This is a genomic window from Pseudomonas sp. MYb327, assembly GCF_040438925.1.
In the GTDB taxonomy this organism is placed as follows: domain Bacteria; phylum Pseudomonadota; class Gammaproteobacteria; order Pseudomonadales; family Pseudomonadaceae; genus Aquipseudomonas.
Genome location: NZ_CP159258.1, coordinates 2,240,752 through 2,264,238 on the forward strand (window position 1 = coordinate 2,240,752; position 23,487 = coordinate 2,264,238).

General features: G+C 56.4%; 21 protein-coding genes. 13 read left to right on the forward strand and 8 right to left on the reverse strand.

Annotated elements, in window-relative coordinates; translation table 11 throughout:
* Positions 1 to 2: 2 nt before the first annotated feature.
* Genes ABVN21_RS10000 through ABVN21_RS10010 form a run of 3 tightly spaced genes read left to right on the forward strand, consistent with a single transcriptional unit; the run spans position 3 to position 2,334 of the window.
* Complete coding sequence (locus ABVN21_RS10000) at positions 3 to 1,085, forward strand: methylated-DNA--[protein]-cysteine S-methyltransferase (RefSeq protein ID WP_339553796.1); 1,083 nt, start codon at positions 3 to 5, stop codon at positions 1,083 to 1,085.
* Between the two features lie 38 nt (positions 1,086 to 1,123).
* Positions 1,124 to 1,741, forward strand: coding sequence for a DNA-3-methyladenine glycosylase (locus tag ABVN21_RS10005; RefSeq protein WP_339553797.1), 618 nt, complete (start codon positions 1,124 to 1,126; stop codon positions 1,739 to 1,741).
* Positions 1,720 to 2,334, forward strand: a complete 615-nt coding sequence (locus tag ABVN21_RS10010) for a PaaI family thioesterase (protein WP_339561684.1) — start codon at positions 1,720 to 1,722, stop codon at positions 2,332 to 2,334. The genes ABVN21_RS10005 and ABVN21_RS10010 overlap by 22 nt, the downstream gene beginning before the upstream one ends.
* A 125-nt stretch (positions 2,335 to 2,459) precedes the next feature.
* On the opposite strand, the gene miaE is transcribed toward ABVN21_RS10010, so the two are convergent.
* Positions 2,460 to 3,068 carry a tRNA isopentenyl-2-thiomethyl-A-37 hydroxylase MiaE gene (miaE, locus tag ABVN21_RS10015; protein ID WP_339553799.1) on the reverse strand — a complete coding sequence of 203 codons (609 nt, stop codon included), beginning with the start codon at positions 3,066 to 3,068 and terminating at the stop codon, positions 2,460 to 2,462.
* Positions 3,069 to 3,228: 160 nt separating this feature from the next.
* Here miaE and ABVN21_RS10020 point away from each other — a divergent pair, with 160 nt between their 5' ends.
* Positions 3,229 to 4,092 carry a universal stress protein gene (locus tag ABVN21_RS10020; protein WP_339553800.1) on the forward strand — a complete coding sequence of 288 codons (864 nt, stop codon included), beginning with the start codon at positions 3,229 to 3,231 and terminating at the stop codon, positions 4,090 to 4,092.
* 54 nt (positions 4,093 to 4,146) lie between these two features.
* Here ABVN21_RS10020 and ABVN21_RS10025 read toward each other — a convergent pair whose 3' ends face one another.
* Complete coding sequence (locus ABVN21_RS10025) at positions 4,147 to 4,617, reverse strand: DUF1289 domain-containing protein (RefSeq protein ID WP_339553801.1); 471 nt, start codon at positions 4,615 to 4,617, stop codon at positions 4,147 to 4,149.
* Positions 4,618 to 5,077: 460 nt separating this feature from the next.
* Between ABVN21_RS10025 and acnB the strand changes: the two genes are divergently transcribed.
* Positions 5,078 to 7,678, forward strand: a complete 2,601-nt coding sequence (gene acnB, locus ABVN21_RS10030; RefSeq protein ID WP_339553880.1) for a bifunctional aconitate hydratase 2/2-methylisocitrate dehydratase — start codon at positions 5,078 to 5,080, stop codon at positions 7,676 to 7,678.
* A 135-nt stretch (positions 7,679 to 7,813) separates the two neighbouring features.
* On the opposite strand, the gene ABVN21_RS10035 is transcribed toward acnB, so the two are convergent.
* On the reverse strand, positions 7,814 to 9,094 hold the full coding sequence (locus tag ABVN21_RS10035) for a serine/threonine transporter (protein ID WP_339553802.1): 1,281 nt from the start codon (positions 9,092 to 9,094) through the stop codon (positions 7,814 to 7,816).
* A gap of 173 nt (positions 9,095 to 9,267) precedes the next feature.
* On the opposite strand from ABVN21_RS10035, the gene ABVN21_RS10040 reads away from it, so the two are divergent.
* From ABVN21_RS10040 to ABVN21_RS10075, 8 genes are all read left to right on the forward strand, one after another.
* Positions 9,268 to 9,528: a hypothetical protein gene (locus tag ABVN21_RS10040; protein ID WP_339553803.1), complete on the forward strand. Its 261-nt coding sequence runs from the start codon at positions 9,268 to 9,270 to the stop codon at positions 9,526 to 9,528.
* 56 nt (positions 9,529 to 9,584) lie between these two features.
* Positions 9,585 to 9,968 carry a tautomerase family protein gene (locus tag ABVN21_RS10045; protein WP_339553804.1) on the forward strand — a complete coding sequence of 128 codons (384 nt, stop codon included), beginning with the start codon at positions 9,585 to 9,587 and terminating at the stop codon, positions 9,966 to 9,968.
* A gap of 29 nt (positions 9,969 to 9,997) precedes the next feature.
* A complete protein-coding gene (locus ABVN21_RS10050) occupies positions 9,998 to 10,582 on the forward strand; it encodes a TetR/AcrR family transcriptional regulator (protein WP_339553805.1) in 585 nt (194 codons plus the stop codon).
* Positions 10,583 to 10,868: 286 nt separating this feature from the next.
* Complete coding sequence (locus ABVN21_RS10055) at positions 10,869 to 11,393, forward strand: DUF4822 domain-containing protein (RefSeq protein ID WP_339553806.1); 525 nt, start codon at positions 10,869 to 10,871, stop codon at positions 11,391 to 11,393.
* 104 nt (positions 11,394 to 11,497) lie between these two features.
* The gene (locus ABVN21_RS10060; protein ID WP_339553807.1) at positions 11,498 to 11,929 is read left to right on the forward strand and encodes a hypothetical protein; all 432 of its coding nucleotides are present in this window, start codon (positions 11,498 to 11,500) and stop codon (positions 11,927 to 11,929) included.
* Positions 11,930 to 12,126: 197 nt separating this feature from the next.
* Entirely contained in the window at positions 12,127 to 13,092 is a 966-nt protein-coding gene (locus tag ABVN21_RS10065; protein ID WP_339553808.1) for a 2-hydroxyacid dehydrogenase, read from the forward strand.
* Positions 13,093 to 13,235: 143 nt separating this feature from the next.
* Positions 13,236 to 14,303 (forward strand): phosphotransferase family protein, encoded by a 1,068-nt coding sequence (locus ABVN21_RS10070; RefSeq protein WP_339553809.1) that lies wholly within the window; start codon positions 13,236 to 13,238, stop codon positions 14,301 to 14,303.
* 44 nt (positions 14,304 to 14,347) lie between these two features.
* Complete coding sequence (locus ABVN21_RS10075; protein WP_007976320.1) at positions 14,348 to 15,115, forward strand: SDR family oxidoreductase; 768 nt, start codon at positions 14,348 to 14,350, stop codon at positions 15,113 to 15,115.
* 201 nt (positions 15,116 to 15,316) lie between these two features.
* Here ABVN21_RS10075 and ABVN21_RS10080 read toward each other — a convergent pair whose 3' ends face one another.
* From ABVN21_RS10080 to ABVN21_RS10100, 5 genes are all read right to left on the reverse strand, one after another.
* Positions 15,317 to 17,761, reverse strand: coding sequence for a hypothetical protein (locus ABVN21_RS10080; RefSeq protein WP_339553810.1), 2,445 nt, complete (start codon positions 17,759 to 17,761; stop codon positions 15,317 to 15,319).
* Between the two features lie 455 nt (positions 17,762 to 18,216).
* Entirely contained in the window at positions 18,217 to 18,468 is a 252-nt protein-coding gene (locus ABVN21_RS10085; RefSeq protein ID WP_339553811.1) for a DUF1652 domain-containing protein, read from the reverse strand.
* A 184-nt stretch (positions 18,469 to 18,652) separates the two neighbouring features.
* A complete protein-coding gene (locus ABVN21_RS10090; RefSeq protein WP_339553812.1) occupies positions 18,653 to 20,149 on the reverse strand; it encodes a helix-turn-helix transcriptional regulator in 1,497 nt (498 codons plus the stop codon).
* 139 nt (positions 20,150 to 20,288) lie between these two features.
* Positions 20,289 to 21,572 (reverse strand): Zn-dependent hydrolase, encoded by a 1,284-nt coding sequence (locus ABVN21_RS10095; protein WP_339553813.1) that lies wholly within the window; start codon positions 21,570 to 21,572, stop codon positions 20,289 to 20,291.
* Between the two features lie 135 nt (positions 21,573 to 21,707).
* On the reverse strand, positions 21,708 to 23,192 hold the full coding sequence (locus ABVN21_RS10100; protein WP_339553814.1) for an NCS1 family nucleobase:cation symporter-1: 1,485 nt from the start codon (positions 23,190 to 23,192) through the stop codon (positions 21,708 to 21,710).
* Positions 23,193 to 23,487: the final 295 nt, after the last annotated feature.

The following is a 23,487-nucleotide window of genomic DNA, read 5'->3' on the forward strand; positions in this document are numbered from 1 at the left end:
CCATGAACCTACAAAGCACGCTGTTGCCGCCCCGCGCCGAGATGGTCCGCGCCATGCTCGAACGAGACACCGCCTACGAGGGGGTGTTTTTTACTGCGGTCAAGACCACTGGGATTTTCTGCCGTCCAGGTTGCACCGCACGCAGCCCGAAACCGGAGAATGTCGAGTTCTTCGCCCATGCCGACGAGTGCCTGGCGGCGGGTTATCGCGCTTGCCTGCGTTGCAAACCCATGGACGCCGCCGCTATTGCACCGGACTGGGTGCAGAAGCTGCTCAAGTCGGTGGACGCCGATCCCGAGCAGCGCTGGACCGACGCCCAGATACACGCCGAAGGCATTGAACCGCTGAAACTGCGGCGCTGGTTCAAGCAGCATTTCGGCATGACCTTTCATGCCTGGCTGCGCACCCGACGCCTGGGCATGGCGTTGGGCGGGATCAAACAGGGTGATTCCATCGACCACGTGGCATTCGACTCTGGCTATGAATCGCTCAGCGGCTTTCGCGATGCCTTTCAGAAATCTTTCCACATCACCCCCGGTCGCGCCGCCACCAGTGAGCCGTTGCTGTTTACGCGCTTGACCACACCGCTGGGGCCGATGATCGCCATGGCCGAGCGTCGTGGGCTGGTGCTGCTGGAGTTTCTCGACCAACCCAGCCTGACCCGTGAAGTCGAAGCGCTGCAAAACCGCTTCGGGTATGCCGTGGCGCCGGGGCATAACGGGCATTTGCAGCAAATCGAAGTACAACTTTCCGAGTATTTCGCCGGCGAGCGCACCGAATTCAGCGTTGCCCTGCACATGCCGGGTAGCGAGTTCTCCCGCCAGGTGTGGGCCGAACTGGCAAAAATCCCTTATGGGCAGACCACGACCTACGGAGCGATTGCCGCCCTTCTGGGCAAGCCCGGCGCCAGTCGCGCAGTGGGGTTGGCCAACGGTCATAACCGACTTTCGATTGTGCTGCCTTGCCACCGGGTAATCGGTGCTGATGGCTCGCTGACCGGCTACGCTGGAGGCCACCCGCGCAAGGCATTCCTGCTCAGGCTGGAAAATGCGGCAGTGCAGATTACTCAGCAACTCGCACTCTGAAACCACCCATTTGAAAACGCCCGGGAAAACCTGAGCCCATGCCGGACGAATACCTGCCCGACACCGAATTTCTGGCGTCGCTCGATGAAGATTGGCGTCGGCACATCGCTACCATCGGCCCGTGCCTGCATCAACCCCACGCCGCCCGCGATCCCTATGAATCACTGGTGCGGGCCATTGCCTACCAGCAACTGCACGCCAAGGCCGGGGATGCGATTGTCGGCAGGTTGCTGGCGTTGTACCCGTCGGTGTCGTTTCCAAGGCCTGAGCAGATCGTTGCCACAGATTTTGATGAATTGCGCGGGTGCGGCTTTTCCGCCAGCAAGGTCGCGACCATTCAAGGCATCGCCCAGGCAGCACTGGACGGCGTGGTCCCGGATTACGCCACGGCACTGGCCATGGACGATGAAGCGCTGATTGAACGGCTGATTACCCTGCGCGGTGTGGGTCGCTGGACTGTGGAGATGCTGTTGATCTATAGCCTGGAGCGGCCGGATATTTTGCCGGCCGAAGACTTTGGTGTGCGTGAAGGGTATCGGCGGCTCAAGGGGCTGCAGGTACAACCGACGCGCAAGCAGATGATTGAGATTGGTTTGGCGTGGAGTCCATTTCGGACCGTGGCGTCCTGGTATTTGTGGCGGGTGCCGAGCCGATAGACCGCGTTGTCGTTCATCGCGAGCAGGCTCGCTCACACATTGGATCTTCGGTGTTCAACGAATCCCTGTGGGAGCCTGCTCGCGAAGCCTTCAGTCCATTCACCGCTCACCCAGCGGCCCATCAACCACGCTTATGGTCAATGACGCCACCCGTGTTGAAGCGCATGGTAAATGCTCAATCGGAGGGATTCGTGATGCTCAACACACTCAAAAAAATCAACTCAACCTCAGCTTTCAACCGCTGGGCCGGCTTCGAAGTTACCCGCGTCGAACATGGCGAAGCCGAACTCACCATGGCCTTTCGTGAAAACGACATGGCGCAATATGCCGGTTTTCTGCATGCCGGCCTGATTGGTGGTTTGCTCGATACGGCCTGTGGCTTTGCTGCCGGGACGGTGGCCGGCAACGTGTTGGCATCGCACTTTTCAGTCAACTGCCTGGCGCCTGCGGTCGGTGAAGTATTCATTGTTCGGGGTCGCGTGGTGAAGGCAGGCAAAAAACAGGTATTTGCCCATGCCGAGTTGTTCGCGCAATCCGGCGATCAACTGAAACTGGTAGCAACCGGCGATGCGATTTTGGTGCCTGTCGAATAGCGCTGACGGTCTAGGCTATCTTGGGCTCGCTCAAGATAGCCGGAGGTTCTCATGCAACTCGAAGGTTCCTGCCATTGCGGCGCGGTGTCGTTCAGCCTGACCAGCGCCCGGCGATGCCAAATAAATCACGCGGCGACAGGCACACCACTGTGAAACCGAAACTCCACGTCCGGCGACTCGATTAATTCTTGCTCAGCGGCGCGAACCTTGTCGATTACCTGAGCGATGTCCTTGGCGTCACCGTACTGGTAAGCCAGTTTCAGATACCCCTGGAAATGCCGCGCTTCACTTTTCAGCAGGCCGAAGTAGAACTTGCCCAGCTCCTCGTCCAGATGCGGCACCAACGCTTCGAAACGCTCGCAACTGCGGGCCTCGATGAACGCGCCGACTACCAACGTATCCACCAGTTTTACCGGTTCGTGACTGCGTACCACTTTGCGCAGGCCCGAGGCGTAACGCCCGGCGGACAACTGACGCAGTTCGATCTTGCGTCTTTTCAGCAGGCGCATGACCTGCTCGTGGTGCACCAGCTCTTCCCGAGCCAGACGCGACATCATGTTGATCAGATCGACGTGGGAGTGATATTTGGCAATCAGGCTAAGCGCCGTGCTGGCCGCCTTGAACTCGCAATTCTTGTGGTCGATCAGCAAGGTTTCCTGATCGGCCAGAGCGGCTTGGACCCAGCCATCGGGGGTGCGGCAGCCGAGGAACTCGTGAATTTCGGGAAGGATCATGGGGCTCACGGATAAATGGGTATAAATCGAAGGGCGCCGATTATACCGGCCTGCCCAAAGACCACCAGTCACCACCGTTGATATGCATCAAGTCACCGAACGCTTGGCAGGAACTATAGTTGTGCAACGCCGCGCTTTTAATTTCCAGGAGATCCCGATCATGCAAGCCATACGCAGCATTCTGGTGGTCATTGACCCCGAACACTCGGAAAGCCTGGCGCTCAAACGAGCCAAATTGATTGCCGGTGTAACCCAGGCGCACCTGCACCTGCTGGTGTGCGACCGCAAGCACGACCATAGCGGTATGTTGGGCGTGCTCAAGGCGTCCCTGCTCGAGGATGGTTACAGCGTTACCACCGAGCAGGCGTGGAATGAGAGCCTGCATGAAACCATCGTCGACGTGCAGCTAGCCGAAGGCTGTGGCCTGGTGATCAAGCAGCACTTCCCCGACAGTGCCCTGAAAAAAGCCTTGCTGACGCCTGCGGACTGGAAGCTGCTGCGCCACTGCCCTACCCCGGTTCTGCTGGTGAAAACCGCAGGCTCGTGGAAGGACAAGGTGATTCTGGCGGCCATCGACGTCGGCAATACAGAGAGTGAACATCGCCATTTGCACAACACCATCATTGATTACGGCTACGACATCGCCAGCCTGGCCAAGGCGCATTTGCATGTGATCAGTGCGCATCCATCGCCCATGCTGTCGGCGTCCGACCCGACGCTGCAGCTCAGCGAAACCATTGAGGCGCGCTATCGCGACCAGTGCAAGGCGTTCCAGGCGGAATTCGACATTGACGATGATCATTTGCACATCGCGGAAGGCCCGGCGGATGTATTGATTCCGTTCATGGTGCACAAGCTGCAGGCGGCGGTGATGGTGATTGGCACCGTGGCACGGACCGGGGTGTCAGGGGCATTGATCGGCAATACCGCGGAAGTGGTGCTGGATGCGGTGGAGAGCGATGTGCTGGTGCTCAAGCCGCAAGAGATCGAGGATCATCTGCAGGAAATGGCGGACAAGCATTGAAGCGGTCCAGCCTTTGTGGCGAGGGAGCTTGCTCCCTCGCCACAGGAAGAGACCTCAGGCGCCGAAGGCGTCTTTGAGGAATCCAGGCGCGATGTAACGCTGATAATGCGCTTCAGACAGCAGGAAGAATTCCCGATCAATGGCATCACGCAATTCCGGAAGGCTCCACTCGCGAAACTCCGGCAGCAGCACCATCCCGTAAGCTTCCAGATTGTTGATAACCCGCGCACCCCGCGCGATCAACTGGTACGCCCAGCAATATTCCGACTGATGCGGCACAAAGCGGATCTTGCGCTGTTCCAGCTGCATTCTCAGCAGCGCCGGATCGAAAATTTCCACCTTGGCGGCCATCACCTGCGACAACAACTGCTCAAGACGTAGCCATACAGCGCGCTTTTCTTCCTCGTTGTAGCCGTTCCAGTGAATCACTTCATGGTGGAAACGCTTGCAGCCACGGCACACCAGATCACCGTAAACAGTGGAGCAAAGGCCGACGCAGGGAGTCTTGATAGTCTGATTGGGCATAGGTTGGCAAAACGCAAAAAAGCAAAACAGGCCGGCATGTTAGCCGCTTTGCCCCCCATTCATCACCCCTCAAAGTCCAGGGTTACACGCTTAATGGGTTTGCAGAGACGATTCACCACCAAAGTCCAATAGCCCCTGACTTACCTTTAATTTTTTTTTGCCGTAGAATCAGCCAGCCTTTTTAGGCGCCAATGTCCGTTAGAAGCTGTTTTCAAAGCGTCACGAGCACAGTCGTTCCTTCAGAGCGGTGTTGGCGAGGGGTTTTTCCAGCGGGGAAAAGTCCAGCGCCAACCCTCATCAGCTCCCGTTCTGCAGGCGTAAAACTTTGAAAGCAGCTTCTGTAAGGAATTGTCGGTAATTCTGGCTAAGTGGCCCACAACGCCATGCAGCGCATGAGTACGGCAATTTCGGGATGAGCGTCCCGGACACCCATATGGGACCACTGATGAGGGTAATAACTGTGCTTGAAGCCTACCGCAAACATATCGAAGAGCGTGCAGCACTGGGTATCGTTCCCCAGCCGCTAAACGCCGAACAAACTGCAGGCCTGGTCGAGCTGCTGAAAAACCCCCCGGCTGGCGAAGAAGCTTTCCTCGTTGACCTGATCACCAATCGCGTTCCACCTGGAGTGGACGAAGCAGCCTATGTAAAGGCTGGTTTCCTCTCCGCTATCGCCAAAGGCGAAGCCAAATCCCCACTGATCGACAAGAAGCGCGCTGTTGAACTGCTCGGCACCATGCAGGGCGGCTACAACATCGTGACGCTGGTTAACCTGCTGGACGACGCCGAACTGGCTCCAGTAGCAGCCGAAGAACTCAAGCACACCCTGCTGATGTTCGACGCTTTCCACGACGTTGCTGAAAAAGCCAAGAACGGTAACGTTCACGCTAAAGGCGTGCTGCAATCCTGGGCTGACGCCGAGTGGTTCGTGAAACGTCCAGTGCTGGCTGACAAGATCAGCCTGCGCGTATTCAAGGTGACTGGCGAAACCAACACCGACGACCTGTCCCCTGCTCCTGATGCCTGGTCCCGTCCTGACATCCCGCTGCACGCCCTGGCCATGCTGAAAATGGCTCGCGACGGTATCGAGCCGGACGCACAAGGCGTCACCGGTCCGATGAAGCAGATCGAAGAAATGCGCAATGCCGGCTTCCCGATCGCCTACGTTGGCGACGTGGTCGGTACCGGTTCTTCGCGTAAATCGGCTACCAACTCCGTACTGTGGTTCTTCGGCGACGACGTTCCTTACGTGCCGAACAAGCGTGCCGGCGGTTTCTGCTTCGGCAGCAAAATCGCTCCGATCTTCTACAACACCATGGAAGATGCCGGCGCACTGCCAATCGAATTCGACGTTTCCAACATGCACATGGGCGATGTAATCGACCTGTACCCGCATGCTGGCAAAGTCTGCAAGCACGGCACCGACGAAGTCCTGACCACCTTCGAAATGAAGACTCCGGTCCTGTTGGACGAAGTCCGCGCTGGCGGCCGTATCCCGCTGATCATCGGCCGTGGCCTGACCGAGAAGGCTCGCACCGAGCTGGGTCTGCCACCTTCGACCCTGTTCAAGAAGCCTGAAGCTCCAGCTGAAAGCACCAAGGGTTTCACCCTGGCGCAGAAAATGGTCGGCAAGGCTTGCGGCGTGACCGGCGTTCGTCCGGGCACCTACTGCGAACCGAAGATGACCACCGTGGGTTCCCAGGACACCACCGGTCCAATGACCCGTGACGAACTGAAAGACCTGGCGTGCCTGGGCTTCTCGACCGACCTGGTGATGCAGTCCTTCTGCCACACCGCGGCTTATCCAAAGCCGATCGACGTGACCACCCACCACACCCTGCCTGACTTCATCATGACCCGCGGCGGCGTTTCCCTGCGTCCGGGCGACGGCATCATCCACTCGTGGCTGAACCGCATGCTGCTGCCAGACACCGTCGGTACCGGTGGTGACTCCCACACCCGTTTCCCGATCGGCATCTCGTTCCCGGCCGGTTCCGGCCTGGTGGCGTTCGCCGCCGCTACTGGCGTCATGCCGCTGGACATGCCTGAGTCGGTCCTGGTTCGCTTCAAAGGCGAACTGCAGCCAGGCGTCACCCTGCGTGACCTGGTTCACGCCATTCCATACTACGCGATCCAGGCTGGCCTGCTGACCGTAGAAAAGAAAGGCAAGAAAAACGCTTTCTCCGGTCGCATCCTGGAGATCGAAGGCCTGCCTAAGCTGACCGTCGAGCAAGCGTTCGAACTGTCCGACGCCTCGGCTGAACGTTCGGCTGCCGGTTGCACCATCCAGCTGTCGAAAGAGTCGATCGCTGAATACCTGCAGTCCAACATCACCCTGCTGCGCTGGATGATCGGCGAAGGCTACGGCGATGCCCGCACCCTGGAGCGTCGTGCCCAGGCGATGGAAGCCTGGCTGGCCAACCCTGAGCTGATGGAAGCGGACAAGGACGCCGAGTACGCCGAAATCATCGAGATCGACCTGGCCGACATCAAGGAGCCTGTACTCTGCGCTCCGAACGACCCGGACGACGCTCGCCTGCTCTCCAGCGTTGCTGGCGAGAAGATCGACGAAGTGTTCATCGGTTCGTGCATGACCAACATCGGTCACTTCCGCGCTGCCGGCAAGCTGCTGGAACAGGTCAAGGGTCAGCTGCCAACCCGTCTGTGGCTGTCGCCGCCGACCAAGATGGACGCTCACCAACTGACCGAAGAAGGCTACTACGGCATCTACGGCAAGGCTGGCGCTCGCATGGAAATGCCGGGTTGCTCGCTGTGCATGGGTAACCAGGCACGTGTAGAGCCGAACTCGACTGTTGTGTCGACTTCGACGCGTAACTTCCCGAACCGTCTGGGTGACGGCGCGAACGTCTACCTGGCTTCGGCCGAGCTGGCGTCGGTTGCTTCCATCCTGGGTCGCCTGCCGACCGTCGAGGAATACATGGAATACGCTGGCAAGATCGACAGCATGGCGGCCGATGTCTACCGCTACCTGTCCTTCGACCAGATCGCCGAGTTCCGTGAAGCTGCCGCGAACGCCAACATCCCGGTCGTTCAAGCCTAACGTTACACAGCAATAAAAAACGCCGCCCATCGTGAGATGAGCGGCGTTTTTTTATGCCTTGAGCTTTAGCACTGAAAGCTTTTTGTGGCGAGGGAGCTTGCTCCCTCGCCACAGATTTGAAGCAGATATTGTGGATCAAGCACTCAGCGAATAGATCAACGCCGAAATCGCCACCAAACCAACCGCCACTACAAACACATTCGACGCCTGCCCGCGATAACGCGCCATCGCAGGCACCTTGCGAATGGCATACATCGGCATCAGGAACAGGATCGCCGCGATGATCGGGCCACCGAGCGTTTCGATCATGCCGAGGATGCTCGGGTTCAGCGTGGCGACAATCCAGCACACCACCAGCATGAACGCCGCAACAATACGGTCCAGGGTCTTGGCCGCTGGACGTTTGCCGCTTTTGACGATCAGACCTTTCAGGCCTTCACTGGCGCCGATGTAGTGCCCCAGGAACGACTTGGAGATGGCCACGAAGGCAATTAACGGCGCCGCGAAAGCGATGGTCGGGTTGCTGAAGTGGTTGGCCAGGTACGACAGGATCGACAGATTCTGTGCCTTGGCTTCGGCCAATTGCGCCGGTGACAAGGTCAGCACGCAACTGAAGACAAAGAACAGCACCATCACCACCATCAAGGCGTGGGCGCGGGACAGGATCTGCGAGCTGCGCTCTTCAGCGTGGTCGCCGTAACGACGCTTCTGGTCAACCGCGAAGGCCGAGATAATCGGCGAGTGGTTGAACGAGAACACCATCACCGGAATCGCCAGCCACAGCGTATGCAGCAACGCCGACGGTTCAGGCAGCGTAGTCGCCGTAGTCAGGATGCCGCCGTTCCAATGTGGAATCAGGAACACCGCCAGAAACAGCAATGCGACGATGAACGGGTACACCATCAGGCTCATGGCCTTGACGATCATTTGCTCGCCACAACGCACCACGGCCAGCAAGCCGAGGATCAGCACCAACGACAGCACCGCACGTGGAGGCGGCATGATGTGCAGTTGATGTTCGAGGAAGCTGCCCACAGTGTTGGTCAGCGCGACGCTGTAGATCAACAGGATCGGGAAGATCGCGAAGAAGTACAGCAAAGTGATCAACGCACCGGCCTTGAGGCCGAAATGCTCTTCCACCACTTCGGTGATGTCCGCGCCATCACGGCCGGACAACACGAAGCGGGTCAGGCCGCGGTGCGCGTAGAACGTCATTGGGAACGCCAGCAACGCCAGGATCAGCAACGGCCAGAAGCCGCCGAGTCCCGCGTTGATGGGCAAAAACAGGGTTCCCGCACCAATCGCCGTGCCAAAGAGGCCCAGCATCCACGTGGTGTCCTGGCGATTCCAGCTCGAAAGGGTTGCAGGTGTCGCTGCTACATAGCGTTCGTTAACGCTATTGGCCTGATCATTCATCCGGTGGGATCTCCACATTCCGGTCACTTGCCACTCGGTCAGAACGCGTCGGAGTACCCGACAGGCAGCGCCCTGGCCGAAACAGGGGCGCGATTCTGGAGGATTAGTGAACAGAAGCAAAGACTTAGGTGAGGAACGGTGGTACCAAATGAAGCAAATTTACGCAGTTTTACATGATCAGCCACGCACTTCTGACGCTGAATAATCGGCATGGTCGTACTGAATACGAGCTGGTCATTGCCAACAACCGGAATCATATTGCCGAAAGCAGACAACTGACTCACACCGAGCCTGGTTCGAGGATGAATCATGAAGATGTGCTCAGGCACCTGATCCACCTGTGGCGTACTAATAGGCAGGAAGCAGAACTCGAGGAACTGATTTTGGAGTACCTGCGAGAATGCCTTACCTGCATTTCATCACTCTCCGGTTGATAAAGGTCCACTGTCATGTATTTTGAACTGACCTGCCTTCCTTCCGGAGTCATCCCATGCCACTGGTTCGCGTCGAAATCAAAAAGCAGCAGGATCCAACCTTCGCCAAACGCATTGGCCAACTGATTTATGCCTCGATGCGCAGCGCCATTGGTGTGCCGGAAGACGATAATTTCCAGATTCTCGCCGAGCACGACGAGCATCATTTCGTCTTCGATCCCGGATACCTCGGCATTCGGCGCAGCGAGAACCTGGTGGTGATTCAGATCACCCTGAGCGAAGGCCGTACCGTCGAGCAGAAAAAACTCCTCTACAAGACCATCGCCGAGAGCCTCAACAAAGAACTGGCGGTACGCCTGGAGGACGTTTTCATTAATCTGGTGGAAGTAAAAAAAGAAAACTGGTCTTTCGGCAACGGCATCGCCCAGTACGCCCTCTGATTTTCAACCCTTGTTTCTGTGAGCCGCCCATGCCCCGAGTTTCCCGCAAGCAAGCCGACCTCAACCGCGAAATCATCGTCGAAGCCGCTACACGTCTGTTTCGTGAGCACGGGTTGCATGGAATCAGCGTGGTCGATGTGATGGCCGCTGCCGGCCTGACCCATGGCGGTTTCTACGGCCACTTCGAATCCAAGGAAGCTTTGGCGATGGAAGCCAGCGGCCGTGCATTCGAAGAGGCCGCAGGGCGTTGGAAGGATCGTATCGCCGCTACCGACGATAAAGCCGCCGCGCGGCGGGCCGTGATCGAGCCCTACCTGTCCGCTGGCAGCCGTGATAACCCAGGTGAAAGCTGCCCGGTGGTGGCCTTTGCCGGGGACATGTGCCACGAGGCCGCCGAGAGCGGTTTGCGCGGGACGTTCCTTGAGGGTTTGCACGACTTGCTGCAAACCTTCGGCGACTTGATGGACACCGGCGACGCGGTCCGGAATCGACAGCAGGCACTGGTGCAATACTCGTTGATGGTCGGTGCCCTGACCCTGGCTCGCGCCACACAGGGCGAACCACTGTCCGATGAGATCCTCGATGCGACACTTGGTTTTCTGACTCAGCGTTGATAATTGACGGATAACGCTCTCCAACGGGTCAACTTTCTCCAGGAGCATTACTGTTACAGCTGCCACCGCAAAAGGTATCAACATGACATTGATCGAAATTCCGCTTTAATACAGCGAATACTCCTACAGTCAAGACCTACAAAAAGTTACGACGATATATTACCAAACGAAAAATTGAATTGTTACAAGCAACTTCCCATCATTGCCCGCCGAATATCTCCAATGTATATTTTCGAAGCACTAGAACTTAGTGATTTCTCAGATAAATAGATAAGGAGTTTCCTGCATGCAAAAGGACAGCATAACGTCTACGTGCCTGCTTCTTGCTGCATTACTTTGTCCGATCGGCACCTTCGCACAACAAAGCCCTGCCAACGCCGATATTCGTGATTTGGGTTCCTCCCCTCGATGGCTGACAACCAGGGTCTACGTAGAAGGCGCGCCACATACTGACGTAAAAGCAAATTACCCAGGGGTGGTCGGCATATCCACTTGGGACCCAGAACGCAATCGCTATGAATTTTTCTACACCGACACGGGAAAATCAAAATACAACAATGGGGGTGGAGGATACTTCTTTATTACCGGAGATCAAAAAAATCACATTCTAATACCTGATATCGGCTCCAACAAAACCGTGATCAGGCAATTAGAGACATTGAATAAAAATGAATTCACTTACTCTCGCGAAGTTTCGAGGGACATGATAGAAAACAATCCTCTGGTTCGCATTCATGTCGTACACGCGCCCTACACCGGAACAATAGAAACCTTATCCGCCATCAATCCACATACGAATATTTCAAATTAGAATGAATTAGCCGGCACCATTTCAACTGATTTGAATCAGCCCCACCAATTTAAAAATACCCTTTGAAATAACGCCGCACGAAACTAAAAAATGGAATTTTCAACATGAAAAAAACAATCAAAACTCTGTTGCTGTCAACGCTGCTCATTTCCTGTGGAGTGGTCAATGCACAACCCACGACAGGCCCACTTGCTAAAAATGCCGTTGCCACGCCCGAGACTGCCATCATGCTTACGGTCTTTTTAAAGCACGATCAATCACGCCCCCTGGGCGAACTAAAGGCTCAACTTGCCAGGCAAGGATTCTATAAGGCCTTTCCACCTGCTGGGGTAGAGGTTGTCAGCTGGAACATCGTCATGGGCATCGGGCAAGTCGTCACGCTTCGTCTTCCGGCCGCCCGTCTTGCGGAAGTCAACCTGGCTCTTGAAAATACGGCGTGGGGAAGTTACAGAACCGAGTTCTTCCCCACCTATGATTTCAGAGCTATCGCATTGGCGGAACAAACCAAGGCACAACAAACGCAAACTACCCAGTAACACTTGCAGCAGCACACTGCTTGCCAGCGTGCTGCGCACTGCGACAGCGCCCTGAAGCGTGAACTTGCTTCTTTGGGGAAGGCGTCCAGACTACAAAAACTGCCACTGCGCTGGACCGCCCTTGCCAAGCCGTTCTGGAATCAGCACCCTGAATCTGTCTTGACCCCAGACATGCCGACATTCACAGGAGCCGAGTAATGCCCGCAACCGTTCTAGTTCTGGTTGAAACCATCAATGATTACCTGCCCATCCTAGAACACCAGGGCTTCCACCTGATTCTGGCCCCTACACCTGCCGAACGCTCCGAAGCCATCACGCGCTACAGCGGCCAGATCGACGCCGTATTGACCCGTGGCCCACTCGGGCTTTATGCCGATGAAATCGCCGCACTGCCCAAGCTCAAGATCATCTGCGTGATTGGCGCAGGCTATGAACACGTCGACCTGCAAGCCGCCGCTGACCGTGGCATCACCGTCACCAATGGCGCCGGTGTCAACGCCTCTTCGGTGGCTGATCACGCCATGGCGATGCTGCTTTCCATGGTGCGCGACATTCCTCGCTGTGACGCCGCCGTGCGTCGAGGGGAATGGCCGAAGATCATGCGCCCTTCGCTCGCCGGCAAACGGCTGGGCATCCTTGGGCTTGGCGCCGTCGGCATGGCCATCGCCAAGCGCGCCGCCAACGGTTTTGACATGACGGTGAGTTACCACAATCGCCAGCATCGCAGCGACGTGCCCTACAACTTCTGTTCCACGCCCACCGAACTGGCGCGCGCTTCGGATTTCCTGGTCATCGCCACCCCAGGGGGCCTCACCACCAAACACCTGATCAATCGCCAGGTACTCGAAGCGCTGGGCCCTAAAGGGTTCATCGTTAATATTGCGCGGGCCAGCGTGATCGTCACCGCCGACCTTGTCAGCGCGCTGGAGCAACGCCGGATCGCCGGTGCCGCACTGGATGTTTTCGACGCCGAGCCGCAAGTGCCGGATGCGCTCAAAGCCCTGACCAACGTCATCCTGACGCCCCATGTTGCCGGACTTTCGCCGGAAGCCACCCAAGGCACCGTTGAGCTTGTGGGCCGCAACCTGGTGGCGTTCTTCTCCGGTCAACCCGTGCTTACCCCCATCGAATTGCCGAGCAGCGCGAGCCAAGCGGTTCTGTAGGACAATTCAAACGGATGTATCAAAAACAATGATTGCCCGGCAACACGCTCACCTATAAGGGCCGTTCCTGGTTGTGGGGGTTGGGTGAGCGCATTAGATTAGCCAATAGTTTCAGGCCTCCAGAATAAGCAGAAGGGATAAGCATGGCGCTTACTGACCAGTCCACCCGCATCCGCACCGGCGAAGAACTCGATGCCAGCCTGATCGATCCATACCTCAAGGCGCACATTCCAGGCCTCAGTGGCCTGCCGCAGATCAGCCAGTTCCCCGGCGGTGCGTCGAACCTCACCTATTTGCTGGAATACCCCGAACAGGAGTTTGTCCTGCGTCGGCCGCCGTTCGGTCACAAGGCCAAATCCGCCCATGACATGGGTCGCGAATTTCGCATCCTCAATCAGTTGCGCGACGGTTTTCCTTACTGCCCCAAGGCCTATGTGCACTGTACCGATGACTCGGTAATCGGCGCCGAGTTCTACGTGATGGAACGGGTGAACGGCATCATCCTGCGCTCTGAATTACCGCCCGAGCTGGGGCTGGACTCCACGAAGACCGAAGCCCTGTGCAAGAGCTTCATCGATAAATTCGTCGAACTGCACCAGGTCGATTACAACGCCTACGGCCTGGGCGACCTCGGCAAACCCGAAGGCTACGTGGCGCGGCAGATCAAAGGCTGGAGCGATCGTTACGAGAAAGCCCTGACCCCGGACGCGCCGCATTGGGAAGCGGTTAAAGCCTGGCTCAACGACAAGATGCCGGCCGATCACCCGAAGTCCAGCATCGTCCACAACGACTACCGCTTCGACAACGTAATTCTCGACCCGAACAACCCGATGCAGATCATCGGCGTGCTCGACTGGGAACTGACCACCCTCGGCGACCCGTTGATGGACCTGGGCAACACCCTCGCCTACTGGATCGAAGCCGATGACCCGGCACCGGTGCAACTGATGCGCCGTCAGCCCAGTCACGCACCGGGCATGCTGACCCGCCGCGAATTCGTCGATTACTACGCCCAGCGTTCCGGCATCCAGATCGACAACTTCGACTTCTACTACACCTACGGCCTGTTCCGCCTCGCCGGCATCGTGCAGCAGATCTACTACCGCTTCTACCATGGACAGACCCAGGACAAACGCTTCGCACAGTTCATTCACATGAACAAACTGCTGGAGCAAATGAGCCTTCAGGTCATCCAGAAATCCAGCCTTTGATCACGCCCCTGGCCCCATAACAAAACTTTTTATAAGGGAAACCCATGTCCAAGACTCAGTTGTTCGACCTCGACGGCAAGATCGCTTTCGTCTCCGGCGCCAGCCGTGGCATCGGTGAAGCCATCGCCAAACTGCTGGCCCAGCAAGGCGCCCACGTCATCGTTTCCAGCCGCAAGCTTGAAGGCTGCCAGCACGTCGCCGACGCAATCATCGCCGCTGGCGGCAAAGCCACTGCCATCGCCTGCCACATCGGTGAAATGGAACAGATCAGCCAGGTCTTCGCCGGCATCAAGGAACAGTTCGGTCGCCTGGACATTCTGGTCAACAACGCCGCCACTAACCCACAGTTCTGCAACGTGCTGGACACCGACCTCAGCGCCTTCCAGAAAACCGTCGACGTGAACATTCGCGGTTACTTCTTCATGTCGGTAGAAGCCGGCAAGCTGATGCGCGAAAACGGTGGCGGCAGCATCATCAACGTCGCCTCGATCAATGGCGTTTCGCCGGGCATTTTCCAGGGCATCTACTCGGTGACTAAGGCCGCCGTGATCAACATGACCAAAGTATTTGCCAAGGAATGTGCGCAGTTCGGGATTCGCTGCAACGCGTTGCTGCCGGGTTTGACTGACACCAAATTTGCTTCGGCGCTGGTGAAAAATGAGGCGATTTTGAACACTGCATTGCAGCAGATTCCGTTAAAGCGGGTGGCGGATCCAAGTGAAATGGCGGGGGCGGTGCTGTACTTGGCGAGTGATGCTTCCAGTTATACGACTGGGGTTTCGTTGAATGTGGATGGTGGGTTCCTGTCCTGATATCCCGATCAAGAAAGGCAGCCGATTGACTGCCTTTCTTATTTCTGCTGACGCGGGCATGCCTGATGATTGATGTGAACATCTCCCACGTGGAGCGTTGGCCATTTCGAAATCGGTAACCCCCATCATATTTTAAAATTTGAGCTGCCAACCCATCGCCTGAGCGCCTTTGCCACTCGTTGATACAAGCAGCGTCCGACATCATGCTGAGACTACGTCTACCAATATTTCTAGCTTTCTATCTACGTCTTCTAACTTTGCAACAGCACTAATTGTATGAACGCCAACATTCTCGTAAAGACTCAAATTAAATGCCAGCCCCCTACGATCCGTCGTAGTTTCGTACACATCTTCGCTCGTCCCTGGAACATAGAACGTCACTGGCACGCCAATCAAAGCTTGCCCGTCAAGAGTGGCTAACGCGACACGATAGGAAAAAGCAGTGCTGGTGTCAGTAAGGTTTTTTTCAGGAGGGAGCAAAAGTGGATTCCCACCAAAACTTTCAAACCTGAAATCAATCGACCTAATCAACCTAATGGTTGGAGTAACCAGCACAGCCGTTTCTGCCTCAGTAAAAACCTTTAGTTTGAATGCTCCTCTCTTACCCTCTGCGCCTGTAATCTCCCATTCATGGTTACTGATTGGCTCACGAAAAGGGGGCTTGCTAATCAGATCACCCGGTGAGAGCCCCGCGTCAGGTACCGCGTCCAAATTCAAACCGAGACCGGGCAACAAACTAGGAATTTTGTAGCCAAGAGTGAGTGTCATTGTGCCTCCTGAAGGGATATCAACTCCAGTCAATGGCATCTCAACACCATCCAACATCACCGTAGCCTCATCCGCCAGATTGGTAGACAGCAACCGACATGCCAGCGGCAATGACTGCTCCACTTGGGGAAAATCGATCAATAACTCAAACAAACCACTTTGGGTTCGTCCGCCAGTCACCGTCCATTTAAAACCACCCGACGGAAGCGGTTTCGCCTCACCCAGCTCCGGTTTATAGGTCATCCCTAATTCCGCCCCACTGCCTTTTTTTAAGGCAACATCTAACCCAATCAATGAGCTCCCAGGTTTGGGAATCAGTTCCACCTCATAGACGCCAGCTCGAAAGAAAATCAGCTCAGGTCGAGCCAAGTCGACTGGCTGTTCATTGATTGTGATTGATTGAATCTCATCAGTAGTGATCTTCGACAGTACCCGACTCGGGATGGTTAATGTCGTCGCCACATCGGCACAGACCACCTTCAGGCTGAACACGCTACTGACATTGCCACCGGTGACCTCCCACTTCAGCTGCAGACTGTCCGGGACTTTCTGAGGGGCATTCAGCTCTGGTTTATAGGTCATGCCCGGGTTGCCAGCTTCCTCCAGAGACACACTTAACCCACGCATCGATTCATTGAATGTAACCGTCAACTCGCGTTTTTCATTTCGAAAAAACACTGCACCAAAGTCTGAAATTTCAAAACCACCTACCTCTACTTTCGCAACTTCATCCTTCAGATCTGCTGAGAGCAAATGGCCAATGATTTCCCAATCCCGCTTGAGTTTCGAACAATGCACCTGCAATTTGAACAGACCGCTTTTGGCATTGACAGCTGAATCCAGTTCCCATGCCAACTCAGCGCCCTCCATTGAGCACTCGTCATTCAAATCCGGTTTGAAGGTTAGACCCAGTGCTTTGGCATCCGCTGAAATCAGTGAGACGGTTGACCCTTGGAGCAACAGGTTTTCATTTAACAACTTTAGTGGCAGTTTTATCCCGCGAGTGCAAACTACCCCGCGCTCAAGCACATCAGGTTCAGTCTTGTTGTTCACCTGCAACACCACATCGTTACCCCACGGTGTCACGGCCAGGCATTTGACGTTGTAAACGTGCTCAGTGATGCCTGATTCGTAATACAGACTGGGAGCCACTACGCGTACCGGGTACGTTCCGGCCGTGTTTTTTTTGAAGTCCAGGGACACCCTGCCATCGACTCCCGGTTTGGCCGGGCCGATGTTTTCGTTGTTGAGTTTCCATTGCACCTCGAACGGCATTGCCTCGCGGGTGTAGTAAGAGATTTCCCGTGCCGCTAACGTCGTGATTTCAGCAAGTTCGATGACCTGAAACTGCTCATCACCAGAGGGGTCGACAAACTCAAGTCGGTGATGCCCTAAAGAAACCGACGCAGCGAACTTGTAGTAAGGCGCCGTAAACTCGCTGCGCAGCCAAAAAAACAGTTCAAACGTCTGGATGGGAGCTTCGGCAGGCTTGCGGGGGCAATCGAACGTCCATGTCACGCCTGCTTGATCCTCAAGCGTTTGCGGCGTATTAACTGCTGGTAAGATCGTGACCGGAAACGGTTGGTCAGGACTCTTTACTGACGTGAACTGTTGATTGATCCATGGGCTATCGTCGACCGCTTTCAACGTGAACGAGTGTTTAGCGCCGTGGCACATATACAGCGGTCCAGCAGCCTTTACTTCAGCACTACGATTACCTGCCATTGCGACATTCTCCCGATCCATTTGAGCGGAGTTGAAAACATTTGTGTTTTCACTATGTGAGAAATGTCGGGTAGCGCCTACTGTCAGAAATGACAGAGCAATAGAACGGTCGGCGATAAAGACCGGTTGATTAATAACGGAGTCAAAGTCCATTTATAACAAAGCCGCCCTAACCCACAGAGCGGCTTTGCCAAGGGTGATCTACGTTGTCGTAACGACTTGAGGAAGCAGCCACCCGAACTACTGAGTAACACAGCGCGTCGTTGTAGTGACTCGTGTCACCTCGCCGTTTTCTGCCCTCACATCACCCATGACATCGGTTTTATCCATTGTCTGGCAATTGGTTTCCGGTGGTGGTGGCGGAGCTAAGGGAGGTGGTGGTGGCGGACTGGAGCAGCCACCGAGAATCACAGCGCAGAATACGAGTGAGATTGGTGCTAAAACGCGTTTCCCAAGACTTTTCATAGGTTGACCCGCGATAAATGATGTACACCTTTTTGTGACAACAAAACACCGCCGAAAAGTTCACGGGGTGGTCGCAAAAAAATCACTTTTGTACATTTATATCGCGCAAAACAGTGATTCAGACGTAGATAACCTGGCAATTCCTACACAACCGGGTCCGGGCGCTGCAGACTGTTGCTCTCCAATTCATAGCGCAACTCTTCTATCAGCGCGGCCACCGATTCCGGGGTTTGCAGCATGGACAGGTTCAATCCGCTGACCACCAGGTCGACTTGCCCGGACAGTGGATGGTAGAGCTTGATCGTCAACGAGTGATCGCCGGTGATATTGCACTCACAGGCCAAGGGCGAAAACGTCCGCTCCAGCTGAGTTCTCAGTTGCGACAAATGGATCATTGCGGTTGGCCCGCGCGGCAAGGGGATACGGCGATGATGTAAGCGGCGTGCATGGCTGTTCCTTTAACAACTTCAATAGGCATGCGAACGATCCGAAGATACTTTTTCGTACGCTTCCAGATTGGAGGCTGGGCTTCCCTGCCAGAACATCAATTTGCACCAAGGGACTTAGTGCATTTGCACCTTACCTTTGACCTTTGGGCGGCCATGCGCCAGAGAACAACCCGCGCTCCCGGGCCCAGACAATTGCCCCGCTGCGACTGTGCACATCGAGTTTGGAATACACCGTTGCCACATGATTACGGACGGTGTTCGGTGCCAGTTTAAGGCGTGCGGCAATTTCCTTGTCGGCCAAGCCTTCGCAGATCAATTCCAGCACATCGCGCTCACGAGCCGTCAGCTCGGTAAAGGACACGCTGGGCAGTTGCGGCGAGTTGACGTTCTTCACGTTGGCGAGCTTTTCAATCAGTGTGCGACTGAACCAAGAAGCATCCTTCATCACCTCTTCAATCGCCGCCACCAGTTCCAGCTCTGTGCGTTTGCGTTCGGTGATGTCCATTAACACCAGCAAAAAACACCGATTGTCCTGGATGTTTACGGTGTCCGCCGACACCGCGCATTCGATCAATTCGGCGCCTTTCTTGCGGACTTGAACGTCAATGCGATCCAGCCTTCCGGCTTTCTCCAGTGCGGCGAAAAGTTTTGCTCGTTCGCCCTTGTCATGAATGAAGTCGATTTGCGCAATGCTCTTGCCCAGAACTTCCTCACTCGAATATCCCAGTGTTTCGAGGAATGCCTCGTTCACATCCCAAACCACTTGGTCAGCAGCACTGCACACCAGAATCGGTACCGGCGTCAGCCGAAAGGCTTTGGCGAAACGTTCTTCGCTCTGGCGCAGGGCAAGTTCGGCCTTGTGTCGGGGTTCCATGTCCACGAAAGAAAACAGCATGCAGGCTTCTTCGTTTAGCTCCAGCGTCTGACCGGCGACGATGACCTGTTTGCTACTGCCGTCGGGTAATGCCAGTTGCGCCTGCATCTGCGGGATGGTCGTGCCTTCGCGCAATCGCTGTTTGGCCAGATCTTTGTTTTCAGCCTGGTCCAGTACGTCCAGTTCATAGGTTGAGGCGCCGATTACTTGATCACGGGCATAACCGGTCATTTCGAGGAAGCCGGGATTGACCTTGATGTAGCGCAAATCACTGAGGCGGCAGATCACCGCTGGCGCCGGGTTGGCGGCAAACGTTTTCTCGAAGCGCTGCTCAGCGCTGGCCCACTCGGTGACATCGGCCATGATCAGCACCAACGACTCCGGCTCACCGTGGTTATCGGTCACCACCAGGCTGCGCACGCGGTGAACCCAGGTGTGTTCTTCGTCATGGGCCGGGGTCAATTGAACCAACACATCACTGAAGGTCTCGCCGCGGCTGACGCGGGTGATTGGATAATTGTCGGGGGTTACCAAGTGATTATTGCGATAGCGCAAGGCGAAGCGTTTGGCGTACTCCTTGGCATTGGCCCCTAATTCGCCGATCCGCTCGATGCCGTGCATGGTCAGCGCGGCGTCATTGGCCCAGACAATCGTCTGATCAAGCTCCAGCAGAATCACTCCGTCGGACAAACCAGTGATGATCTGTTGCAACTGACGACGGCTGGTGTCGGTGGTCAGGGCGTCCTGGTTCATTGCGTCTCCACACGTGCGATGGAGCTTGTATGCCCCTGTGAAGAGTACGACCGCAGTGGTTCATGAACGTGCAGCTGGATGCAATTACTGTAGGAGCTGGCGCAGGCTGCGGCAGCTCCTACAGGTTGGGTTGCAGTCTTCAGGCCGCCATTTTGCCACTGGCAATCGCCGCCGATGCCGCCAGCATTGCCCGCAGCAGAACTGCACATCCGGCCGCCAGATCATCCGGCGCGGCGTTTTCGATTTCGTTGTGGCTGATGCCGCCTTCGCAGGGTACGAAGATCATCCCGGCCGGGCCGAGTTCGGCCAGGAAGATCGCGTCGTGCCCTGCTCCACTGACGATGTCCATGTGCGATAGACCCAAGCCTTGCGCCGCACCACGTACCGCTTCAATGCAGCCCTTGTCGAAGTACAGCGGCGGGAAGTCGGCGGTGGGTGTCAGTTCAAAAGTCAGGCCGTGTTCTTCACAGGTGGTTTCGATGACTTCGCGGACTTCAGCGATCATCGAGTTCAGTCGCGCCGGCTCCAGATGACGGAAGTCCAGGGTCATGCGCACTTCGCCGGGAATGACATTGCGTGAACCGGGATAGGCTTGCAGGCAACCGACAGTGCCGCAAGCGTGGGGTTGATGGCCAAGGGCGGCGCGGTTGACCGCACCGACGATCACCGAGGCGCCAACCAGGGCGTCTTTGCGCAGATGCATCGGCGTCGGACCGGCGTGGGCTTCGACGCCACGCAGTTTCAGGTCGAACCATTTCTGGCCGAGAGCGCCCATGACGACGCCGATGGTTTTGCGTTCGTCTTCGAGAATCGGCCCTTGCTCGATGTGCGCTTCGAAATAGGCCCCAACGGCGTGACCGCTGACCTTGCGCGGGCCGGCATAGCCAATGGCATTCAGGGCTTCACCGACGGTCACGCCCTCGGCATCGGCTTTGGCCAGGGTTTCTTCCAGGGTGAATTTTTCCGCGAACACGCCGGAACCCATCATGCACGGGGCGAAACGCGAACCTTCTTCGTTGGTCCAGACCACCACTTCCAGCGGGGCTTCGGTTTCCACACCTAGATCATTCAGGGTACGCAGCACCTCAACCCCGGCGAGTACGCCAAAACAGCCGTCGAACTTGCCGCCGGTGGGTTGTGTGTCGATGTGACTGCCGGTCATTACCGGTGGCAGGTTCGGATTGCGACCGGGGCGCCGGGCGAAGATGTTGCCGACGGCGTCGATGCTGACGGTGCAACCTGCCTCTTCGCACCAATTGACAAAGGTGTCGCGGGCCTGACGGTCGAGGTCGGTCAGGGCCAGGCGACAAACACCACCCTTGACCGTGGCGCCGAGCTTGGCCAACTCCATGAGCGACTGCCACAGGCGATCGCGATTGATGTGCTGATGGGTGGATTGCAGAACGTCTACGGCCGCGTTCATGGTGATCTCCTCAGGCTGTTCTTATGGTTTCATCAGGCAATTCGGTGGTGTGTTTGAGGCCGCCATCGCTGGCAAGCCTCCTACAGGTTGTGTGAACACCTGTAGGAACTGGCTTGAACGCGATGAGGCCCATCCTCACACCGCAGATTTCGCGACGGATGGACTGGGCCGCATCGCGCACAACCCGTAATAAATCACCCCGCCCAGCGCCGAACCGGTAAACCAGCCGTAGCTGTAGAACCAGCTGAAGGCATCGCTGCCCAGGGACAGCAGCGTCAACAGCACCGGCACGCCAAACGCGAGAAAACCGTTCCAGTTCCACGCCGGATACACGTCATCGCGATAGAGTCCGGCAAGGTCCAGTTGCTGTTTCTTGATCAGGAAATAGTCCACCACCATGATCCCGGCGATCGGCCCCAACAGGCTGGAGTAGCCCAGCAACCAGTTGGAATAGACGGTTTCCAGGCTAACGTCTGAAACGATCAGGCCGAGTTTTTTCAGCAACTCATGAGCCATTAGCGCCAGTCCGACAAACCCGGTAAGCATTACTGCTTTGGTCCGGTTGATCACCTTGGGCGCGATATTCTGGAAGTCATTGGTCGGCGAGACGATGTTGGCCGCGGTGTTGGTCGAAAGCGTGGCGATAATGATCAGCGCCATCGCCAGTGCCACCCAGACCGGGCTCTGGATATGGCCGATCAGGGTCACAGGATCGGACACCGTCACCCCCACCAGTTTCACCGAGGCGGCGGTCATCACCACGCCAAGGGAGGCAAACAGGAACATAGTCAGCGGCAGGCCGATGATCTGCCCGACAATCTGGTCTTTCTGGCTTTTCGCGTAGCGGCTGAAGTCCGGGATGTTCAGGGACAGCGTGGCCCAAAAGCCCACCATCGCGGTCAGTCCGGCGGCGAAATAACTGGCTACGCCCGCGCCTTCGGGACGTTTGGCCGGGATCGCCAGCAGTTCAGTCATCGACACGTTGGGCATGGCCCATACCAGCAGACCTGCGCCCACAAGCACCAACAGCGGTGCCGAAAGGGTCTCCAGCCATTTGATCGACTCGGCGCCGCGAATCACCACCCACAGGTTCAGTGCCCAGAACACCATGAAACCGATGACTTCACCGGTGCCACCGAGGGATTTCCAGCCTTCGAACACCGAGCCCAGGAACAGATGAATCGCCAACCCGCCGAACATCGTTTGTATGCCGAACCAGCCGCACGCCACCAGGGCGCGGATCAGACACGGGATGTTGGAACCGAGCACGCCGAATGACGAGCGCAGCAGTACCGGAAACGGAATGCCGTACTTGGTGCCGGGGAAGGCGTTGAGCGTCAACGGGATCAACACGATGATATTGGCAAAAAGAATCGCCAGCAGCGCTTCGCCGACGCTCAAGCCGAAATACGCAGTCAACACCCCACCGAGGGTGTAGGTCGGCACGCAAATCGCCATGCCGACCCATAGCGCGGTGATGTGCCATTTATTCCAGGTTCGTTCGCGCACCTTGGTAGGCGCGATGTCGTGGTTATATCGGGGACTGTCGAGGACGTCGCTGCCGGCTTCCAGCTCAAACAAGCCGTCGCGCTCGGTCACTTGCGATCTGATCTGTTGCATGGCCGCTCCACTGTTCTTTGAATTATTTTTTGCTCATCGGGGGTCTGGCGACATCAATAAACGTGCCGGGCGCCCCGCTTGCGCATCGGGCAGTTCCATAACCATTCTGTAACTAACTGATGTTTATCAGTTTTATTGTTTCAACTATTTAGTCCCCGGTTACTTGTCATGCCACTCAGGCCGAATGCCAGCCAAGTTGTCCGAACTGTCAGGACTCAATCTGGTGCACTGATCTTTTTTTCAAAGTTGCGCATCAACCATAGACCATCCTCAAACGGCTGATTTCACATAAGAA